This window comes from Chryseobacterium indologenes, from assembly GCF_001295265.1.
In the GTDB taxonomy this organism is placed as follows: Bacteria; Bacteroidota; Bacteroidia; order Flavobacteriales; family Weeksellaceae; genus Chryseobacterium; species Chryseobacterium indologenes_A.
Genome location: NZ_LJOD01000022.1, coordinates 36,614 through 44,668, shown reverse-complemented (window position 1 = coordinate 44,668; position 8,055 = coordinate 36,614). Strand labels below are relative to the sequence as shown.

Genomic DNA, 8,055 nt, shown 5'->3' with positions numbered 1-8,055 from the left:
GTTGGTAGAGCAATGGATTGAAAATCCATGTGTCCCTGGTTCGATTCCTGGAGAAACCACTTGAAAACCTCTGATTAGTCAGAGGTTTTTTTGTTTTTCAGTGATAAGGACTGAATATACTAAAATTCATTAAAACATTAATAATCAAATCTAAAATTCATTACTAACAATCCAACAAAACAAACAAAAAAGTTAAATTTTGTTAAATATTATGAAAGTAAAATTTATATTACTAGTTTTAATCCGTCAATAGTGACATAAATCAAAAACTTTTAACACATGAAAAATTTAGAAAAACTGGAAAGTTTCCAGTTAGAGAATGAGAAATTGCTTAATGTTTTCGGAGGTGAGGGAGGACCTGCAAAACCTTCTTTTGACCTTGGTGTTACTTCTACAGGAGGAGGAGAAACTTCAGAACAGAACTGGCCAAGCCCGGGCTATTGTACTACAATCAGATATACATCCGATACAATGGTTGCCAATGGACAATATATTTATCACAATCAAACGATAGTATACCAGGGACCCAACTAAAATAAAAAAAATTCAGGAGAAGTATCAGAGATACTTCTCTTGTTTTAATGACCTTCCCATGAAATTACTCTTCACTTTTCTCTTTTTGTGTATAGGCTCCTTCACCTACTCCCAATCACAGGAACTTACCAATAAAAAACTGATTCTCTATTACGATATTATTAATAAGGCTGAAAATAAAATTGTCAGCAATAATTTAGACAGTGCTCTTATTTTATACAAAAAAGCGTTCAAAACCTTTGACCATCCTCATGCAAAGGATCTTTATAACAGTATGCAAGCCGCATTAAAGATAAAAGACACTGATTATGCTTTAAGACAATACCGTTATTTAAAGTGCCTTGATTATCCATTTGAAGAGCAGTTTTTAATTCAAAATTTTCCTGACCACAAAAAATCTGATGACGTACGCTGTACAACAACACTAAACTCATCCTACAAAAAAACGATTGATTCTTTATTTACAATGGATCAGTATTACCGGAAACTTTCAGGAGGAAACTACGCCAAATATCAGAAAGAAATTACAAAAAATGACAGTATTGTATCTGTAAGACTTTTAAAGCTTATTCAGCAAAAAGGATTTCCAAATGAATATGACTTAGGTTTACAATCTGCGGGTAAGGATTTTTCCCATCAGTTTTATCTTATTATCTGGCACCAGTCTTCTAATGACAAAATAAAACCTCAGCAGGTTAATTTTTCCAATGAACTTATAAAAGCTTTAAACCAAGGTAAAATTACTCCTGACAACACTGCTTTTTTACTTGATCTGAGCAACAGTACCAACAATTATTCTTCCCGGCATTTCGACATTATTGAGTTTATTAAAAATGAAGGAGATCCGGACAGGCCTCATGATAAAGTGACAGAAAACCTAAAGAAAGCTGATTGTTGCTATGTTCATCAGTGGTTCTATCCGAAAAACAGAGGTGAACAGGGAAATATTTTAGTTAATCCCATTAATGAAAACAGAAAAAAACTGGGTATGAGCAGTCTTGATGATAACCTTAAAAAGAAGGTTTTTACACTACGTCACAAAGATTTTATTCTTCCCCAGGCTCAAATTGTAGGGATGAATTTCCAAACTGAAGAAGATGCCAATAAAATAAAAAAATTCTTATTAAAGTTAAATGATTCTCATCATTAGTGCAGATAACGACACCATGACAGATGCGGTCTGCGTATGGCTCTCCCGTTTAGAAAAACAATTTGTCCGTCTTAACGAAAACCAGATCATTGAAGCTGTTTCTTTTGATTTCAGGAATTCTCTTTTTACAGTAACAATTGACGGATTGGAATACGACCTGAAAAATTTCCAGTCGGTTTTTTACAGAAACGGATCATTGGTGTATGGCGGATTTACCGGGGAAATAGATGAACAGCTTCTCACCTTTTTTAATTCCGAGCTTCATGCAGTGACGCAATTCATCTATTATGTTCTGAATATATCGGGTGCAAGAATATATGGAAACCTCACAACAAAAGAAGTGAATAAGCTGGAAGTTCTTCATATCGCCCAGGCTTTGAATTTTAAAATCCCGGAGACTTATATCTATTCCCGGCTTCAAAATATTCTTAACCTTGATCCTTCGGCAAAGTATATTACAAAATCGGTAGCGGAAATGGCTCATATCTTCCATGAAGGTGAGCTTTATATGAATTATACAAAAGAAATTGACCTTAGTGAAATACATTCCAGACAGGATAATATTATCCCTACCCTGATTCAGGAAAAAATAGAAAAGGATTATGAAATCAGAGCGTTTTTTTTCGGAAAGAAGGTATGGGCTATTGCAACATTTGAATTTTCGGAGGAAATTGATATCAGAAACACCTCTAACAGTGATAAAAAATATCTTCCGATCAATCTTCCTTCATATCTGGAGAGAAAGATCAACCAGCTTGCCCAAAAATTAAGGATCAATTGCGGAACGATTGATTTATTAAAATCAGAAGACGACTATTACTTTTTAGAGGTTAATCCTGTCGGACAATTTCATACAGTCAGTCTTTACGGCAATTATCAGATAGAAAAATATATTGCAGATTTACTATGAAAAAATTACAGATAAAAGGCACTGAATTTACTTTGCAGGAATGGAAAAAGTGCGGTGATGTAAAAAAAGTTACCTATTCCTCCAATAAGGATATTAAAAGCAGCAATACTAAGATTTTCCGTTCTGTAAAGCATTATTCATTATTACACTGATCTATGTTTTTAAAATTATATCATTCGGTAAAAATTACTGCCGGAGCTAAGCGGGCAATTATATACGATACAGCTTCAGGCTTTTTAAGAATAATCCCCAAAGGGTTTTTTAATCTGATCGCCAATGAGCATACCAATTATACATCATTGCAGAAAAAAATGGACCCGGAAGATCTTCCGATTCTTAATGATTATCTGAACTTTATTACCACTCATAAGCTGGGATTCACGGTAAAAGACAAAAAAGAACTGGGAAATTTTCCAAATGATTCTTCTTTTAAGGAAAATCCAACCCTCATTGAGTATATTATTATTGATATTTCCGACCCTGCTCTGATGGATAAGCAGCTGGCTGAGCAGATCAGTGATTTGCAAATCAGATTTTTGGAAATAAGAATAGTAAAAGAAATCAGTACAGCCAATATTAAACGGATTATTTCAAAGCTTGCGTTGTTTGATACCTCTTCTTTGCATGAAATTTCAATTGTTGCAAAATATAGCTCTGAATTAGTTGACAGTATAAAGAAAGGAAATATTCATACGAATAAGCTTATCAGGTTTACATTATATTCTTCTGATCTGGAAAGGGAGGAAACTTTTGGTCCGGTTATTTTAAGCCTGATCAAAAAAGACATAGCCATTCCCACCAGCTGCGGATGTATTAATGCTAAAAATTTTAATTTAAATTATCATTTTAACTTAGAATCCAAGGTTCATAACTCTTGTCTGTACAAAAAAATTTCAATTGATAAAAATGGATATATCCGGAACTGCCCTTCCATGCCTGAAAGTTTTGGAAACATCAGCAATACCCTGCTAAAGGAAGCTGCCAGTACTCCCGGTTTAAAAAAATACTGGAATCTTACAAAGGATAAGATTGAAATATGTAAGGACTGCGAGTTCAGGGATATCTGCACAGACTGCAGAGCATATACAGAACGAACTCATACAGATCCCGACGGACTTGATGTTTCAAAACCTTTAAAATGCGGTTATAATCCTTATACCGGCGAATGGGAAGAATGGAGTACCAACCCTTTAAAACAAAATGCCATACAGTATTATGACATGCAGGAATTCATTACGGATATATCCTGACGGTAATTTTTCCATTCCATTCCGGTACGTTGATTTCTCTTATTAAAGCGATTTCATTGCTGCTTTTCCGGGTTTTTGCCCATAAGACATTCATATTAACAACAAGCAGTAAAAGCAACACTGAAGATCTCCATAGGATTTATATCCGGTATTTTTATGTAACGCCATTCTTCTGTTCTCTGCTGATTATGCTTCTTTGGAAAAACGTATTGCTCTTTCCAGTACCTCATCTTTCTTTTCCAGAATCCCCCGGATCGTAGGCTTTACTTCTATATCGGGTACAATTCCTATTCTCTGGGTTTCCGTTCCGTCCAGGTTATACATTCCTATTCCGGTAAAGATTGTCCTGATATTCCCCGGCAGTGAGATAGGGGCTGTTACATTGCCGTCTGCCCCCGCTGTCTGACTTCCAATAATCGTTGTATCAGGTCCTGCACGAAATGCCATAAGGCACATTTCTGCAAAACTCTGGGTAGTTTCATTACACAGAATAATCAGCTTTCCTTTGTAATAATCAGGGGTATCTTTTCCTATTTTTACATTACTCATGTATTCTTTACTTAAATAGCTGAACTGCCCAGGCGTTACGGTACTTCCTTTGGTCATTCTGCAGAAATCTTTCGGCTTTTCAAAAAGATAGTCTCCGATTTTCATGAGAAACATAGTTTCCTTCGGATAGGTTCTCATATCGATGATAATAGCCTTGGTTTTTAAAGCTTTCTGCATGATCCCGTCAAGGTCTTTTACGTCCAGCCTTCCGGGATGGATATAAGCGATATCGTTCTCCATCATTTTGAAGGCGGGCTCTCCCGGATTTTCTTCAATAAGAGATTTTTCCAGAGGAAGTGTTGTTACTTTAACCATCTTTAAAGTACCTCCTCTTTTTACTTCAACTTCAATCTGGGGCTCATTGGTTCTTAAAAGACTTACGCCTACTTTTGATAACCTGACAGGATTATTAGATCCTGAGGCATAGGCAAGCTGTTCTTTAATCAGGGTTTCAACAGGTTTCCGGTTTACCGATACAATTTCATCGCCCTGAAGAAGTTCATTTTTATTTCCGTTCTTTTCTTCAAGACTCTCAAAAACCACGGGTTTGTTATCCACAAATACCAGATTCACGGCTGGTCTCATTTTACCGTATTGTTCGTATAACGGAGGTGTTGTCCATATGGATAATACGGCATGTGAGTCCTGTATTTCGGCAACCATAGATGCTACGGCAAGCTTGTAGCTCATTTCGTTTTCGGCTTCTGCAAATTTTGGAATCAGCTCTGTCAATGTTTTATCCCAGCTTTTTTCAAGGGTGTTTTTATAAGGGTAAAAATATTCTATCATATTCCAGTATCTGTACAGGCTCAGCAGTCTGAAACCTGCATCAGGATATTTGAACTGAGCATATGCTGCTTCGTTCTGAAAATAAGGAATAGGCATATCCTCTGAATATATTTTAACGTAATGATTTTCTGCCTTTCTCTCCGCCCGGGAAATATTCATCAGAGATTCACTGAGATCTTTCCCTAATGATTTGCTGATCCATTGTAAATCCGGTTTGTATCTTACTTCTGAATCTTCCTTCACTTCCGTTCTTTTGGAGAAATCTCCAAGAGATTTTGTCCAGGTAAGAAGAATTTTATTTCTTTCTGATTCATTTTTAGCTGAAAGAATAGCGGGCATTACCTTAAAGAGTTCGTAGTCCCAATTGACGGTTCCTGAACTGGCTTTCGGATGGTAATATTTCAGAAAACCCCAAACTTTTCCGAGCACGGCAAGATCCCTGATCTGAGCTTCAGACAGCTTCTGTACGGACACAGATGAACCTTTATCAAAGGTATGATCTGTAGAAATATCTGTTCCCTTAGCGGTCTGGGCAAAGCTAAAAACACTGAACAGAAACAATAAGAGGGTAAGAAAAAAATTTATCATAGTGCAATAATTTTAAAAGGACCGGAATTAACCGGTGTTCTTCAAAATTATTCTGTAATCTGTTCTGAAAATTGTAAAAATGTAAACTAATCCGGGAAAACCAGTTGCCCCTTCATTCAGTGATTTATTTCTACAAATTAATTTGTAAATTGCCCTGGGTTAATTAACCACTTAAAAACTAATCACTTTAACATCATGAAAAAATCAAACCTGTTTTTCACTTTATTTTTACTGGCATTTCCTCTATTGATTTTCTCCCAGGCGAAGGATAATCCTGAGCTTCAGAAAATGGCAGACGATGACCAGAATGCAAGAAAGGTCGCCAATATTGACTGGTCTGTCCTGAATAAGGAAGACAGCGACCGAAGAGCCAGAATTCTTGTTCTGATGAAGGAAGGCAAAGTGCTGACCGCCAAAGATCATTTCAACGCCGGAATTGTTTTTCAACACGGAAACGACAGTATTTCTTCAGGAATGGCTGTTAAAAGTTTCGGACAGGCCCTGAAAATGGACCCTACCCTGAACCGGTGGTGGTATGCCGCTGCCGTAGACAGAGACCTGATGCGCAGAAATCAGCCACAGATCTATGGAACCCAGTTCTATAAAGATCATACAACCAATGGAAAATGGGCACGATATAAGATCGATCCTTCTCAGGTGACCGATGAACAGAGAAAATATTACAGCGTTGAAACCCTGAAAGAACAGGAAGAAAAGGAGAGAAAAATGAATCTCATCTCCCTGAATGAAGCCTATAACAAAGAAAAATCCATTGACAAACTGATTCCGTTTATAAAGTCAGAATATAAGAAAGGACTTGCATCAAAATATAATATGGGTGAGGGAGAAATCAACAGTTTTGGCTATCAGCTGGCCAGAGAAAATAAAATGGATGATGCCCTGAAAATATTCAGGCTGAATATTGAGCTTTATCCCAATGCTTGGAATACCTATGACAGTTATGGAGAAAACCTTTTGATAGTTGGCAAAAAGAAGGAAGCCCTGGAAAATTATAAAAAATCCCTGGAGCTGAATCCTGATAATGAGAATGCAAAAAAAGTGCTGGGAAAATAGAGTTTTGAAAGGAAGCCGGAGTTCTTTGGTCTATCGCAGCCTCCAATAAACCGTTCTCATCATACAGGCAACGAACAGCCTTGTATTTTTTACCATTTTTCATCTGTATCGTACCAATATTTTAACGTCCTAGCCTGTATAGGAAGTCTACTCTGTTTATATCACCGGAAACTCCGGTAATATCGGATACAATGAATGATAATAAGGATGCGCATTCCAGAAATCCCCGCCAAAGAGTTCTATAAAGTCTTCAACATTCATGGTATGGATTTCTCCGGTAGTTTCATTGATATCTTTGATGTAAGTAACGAACCGGCTGATGCGCTCATCAAACTCATAGGTAAACTTGAGTTCCAGATCCGGCAATCCGTTTTCAGTATCTATATCGGTTCCATAATAGTATTTTGAAGAACAGTACGCCGAATGCCGCATTACCTCATCCGTCTGTACATCGAAATTTACCTTTGAAACCATTCTTCCCCGGCTGTCATAAACAATCCTGCTTCTGAATCTTAAAATCCCTTCTTTGTTATAATCTCTGGCATCCCACATTTCAAATTCGTGTGCTGTCTGTTGATTTAAATAGACGGTCAGGGAATGATTTTCAGTTTCACCCGTATACTGCCGGATAATGTCCGTTTCACTTTCTGAAGGATCCAGATAATATTCGTACCAGGTACGTGTTGTTCCCGGCTTTGACATAAAAATGATATTTTCAGCCTTTTTCAGCCTCCCGGTAATGTCATCATAGGTGTGAATGGTTCCTCCTTTCGTTCTGTCGAATTCCTGTTCCGTCACTACCTGTCCTTCTGAATTTTTATATTCGGTCATATCACATCAATATCATTTTTTTCAAAATAGTCTGTCCATGCGATTAAGATCTGCTTTAAATCTTCAGTAGGAATCTTCACAGGAGCCTTTTCTCTTATACTTTTTATCACACAGGTTTCTTTTCCAACCCTCACACTGACAAATTCCGGGCCTCCATCATCTGTTGGATCAAAATCAACATTATGAAGGGCACGTTCTATATTTTTCAGGATCCTTTTGATAAATCCATCCGGATATCCACGCACAAAAAGGTCTTCCAGGCTTCCGCTTAACATATTTTCCGGAGCAGTTGTTCTCACAATTCCCATTCTTCTTCCATCCAGAATTTCCACTGAAAACTTTAAAGAATACCGGTTTAAAACTTCGTGATTCATTGACAT

Annotated in this window: 8 protein-coding genes; 5 read left to right on the top strand and 3 right to left on the bottom strand. The window is 37.0% G+C overall.

Translation table 11 applies throughout. The features are described 5' to 3' along the window. Positions 1-279: 279 nt before the first annotated feature. The 4 genes from AOB46_RS21430 (at position 280) to gwsS (ending at position 3,844) form a co-directional block, all read left to right on the top strand. Positions 280-534, top strand: coding sequence for a hypothetical protein (locus AOB46_RS21430; RefSeq protein ID WP_062703254.1), 255 nt, complete (start codon positions 280-282; stop codon positions 532-534). 58 nt (positions 535-592) lie between these two features. Next, positions 593-1,684 (top strand): hypothetical protein, encoded by a 1,092-nt coding sequence (locus AOB46_RS21425; RefSeq protein ID WP_062703252.1) that lies wholly within the window; start codon positions 593-595, stop codon positions 1,682-1,684. Then, the gene (locus AOB46_RS21420; protein WP_062703250.1) at positions 1,668-2,594 is read left to right on the top strand and encodes a hypothetical protein; all 927 of its coding nucleotides are present in this window, start codon (positions 1,668-1,670) and stop codon (positions 2,592-2,594) included. Before AOB46_RS21425 ends, AOB46_RS21420 begins: the two co-directional genes overlap by 17 nt. Positions 2,595-2,749: 155 nt before the next feature. After that, entirely contained in the window at positions 2,750-3,844 is a 1,095-nt protein-coding gene (gene gwsS / locus AOB46_RS21415) for a grasp-with-spasm system SPASM domain peptide maturase (RefSeq protein WP_062703248.1), read from the top strand. Positions 3,845-4,030: 186 nt separating this feature from the next. Here the strand turns inward: gwsS and AOB46_RS21410 are convergent, their stop codons facing one another. Next, complete coding sequence (locus tag AOB46_RS21410; RefSeq protein ID WP_062703246.1) at positions 4,031-5,770, bottom strand: S41 family peptidase; 1,740 nt, start codon at positions 5,768-5,770, stop codon at positions 4,031-4,033. A 195-nt stretch (positions 5,771-5,965) separates the two neighbouring features. On the opposite strand from AOB46_RS21410, the gene AOB46_RS21405 reads away from it, so the two are divergent. Then, positions 5,966-6,844, top strand: a complete 879-nt coding sequence (locus AOB46_RS21405; protein ID WP_062703245.1) for a tetratricopeptide repeat protein — start codon at positions 5,966-5,968, stop codon at positions 6,842-6,844. A gap of 156 nt (positions 6,845-7,000) precedes the next feature. On the opposite strand, the gene AOB46_RS21400 is transcribed toward AOB46_RS21405, so the two are convergent. Together AOB46_RS21400 and AOB46_RS21395 are read right to left on the bottom strand one after the other, a co-directional pair. Continuing rightward, complete coding sequence (locus AOB46_RS21400) at positions 7,001-7,675, bottom strand: hypothetical protein (protein WP_062703243.1); 675 nt, start codon at positions 7,673-7,675, stop codon at positions 7,001-7,003. Continuing rightward, on the bottom strand, positions 7,672-8,055 hold the full coding sequence (locus tag AOB46_RS21395) for a hypothetical protein (RefSeq protein WP_062703240.1): 384 nt from the start codon (positions 8,053-8,055) through the stop codon (positions 7,672-7,674). The genes AOB46_RS21400 and AOB46_RS21395 overlap by 4 nt, the downstream gene beginning before the upstream one ends.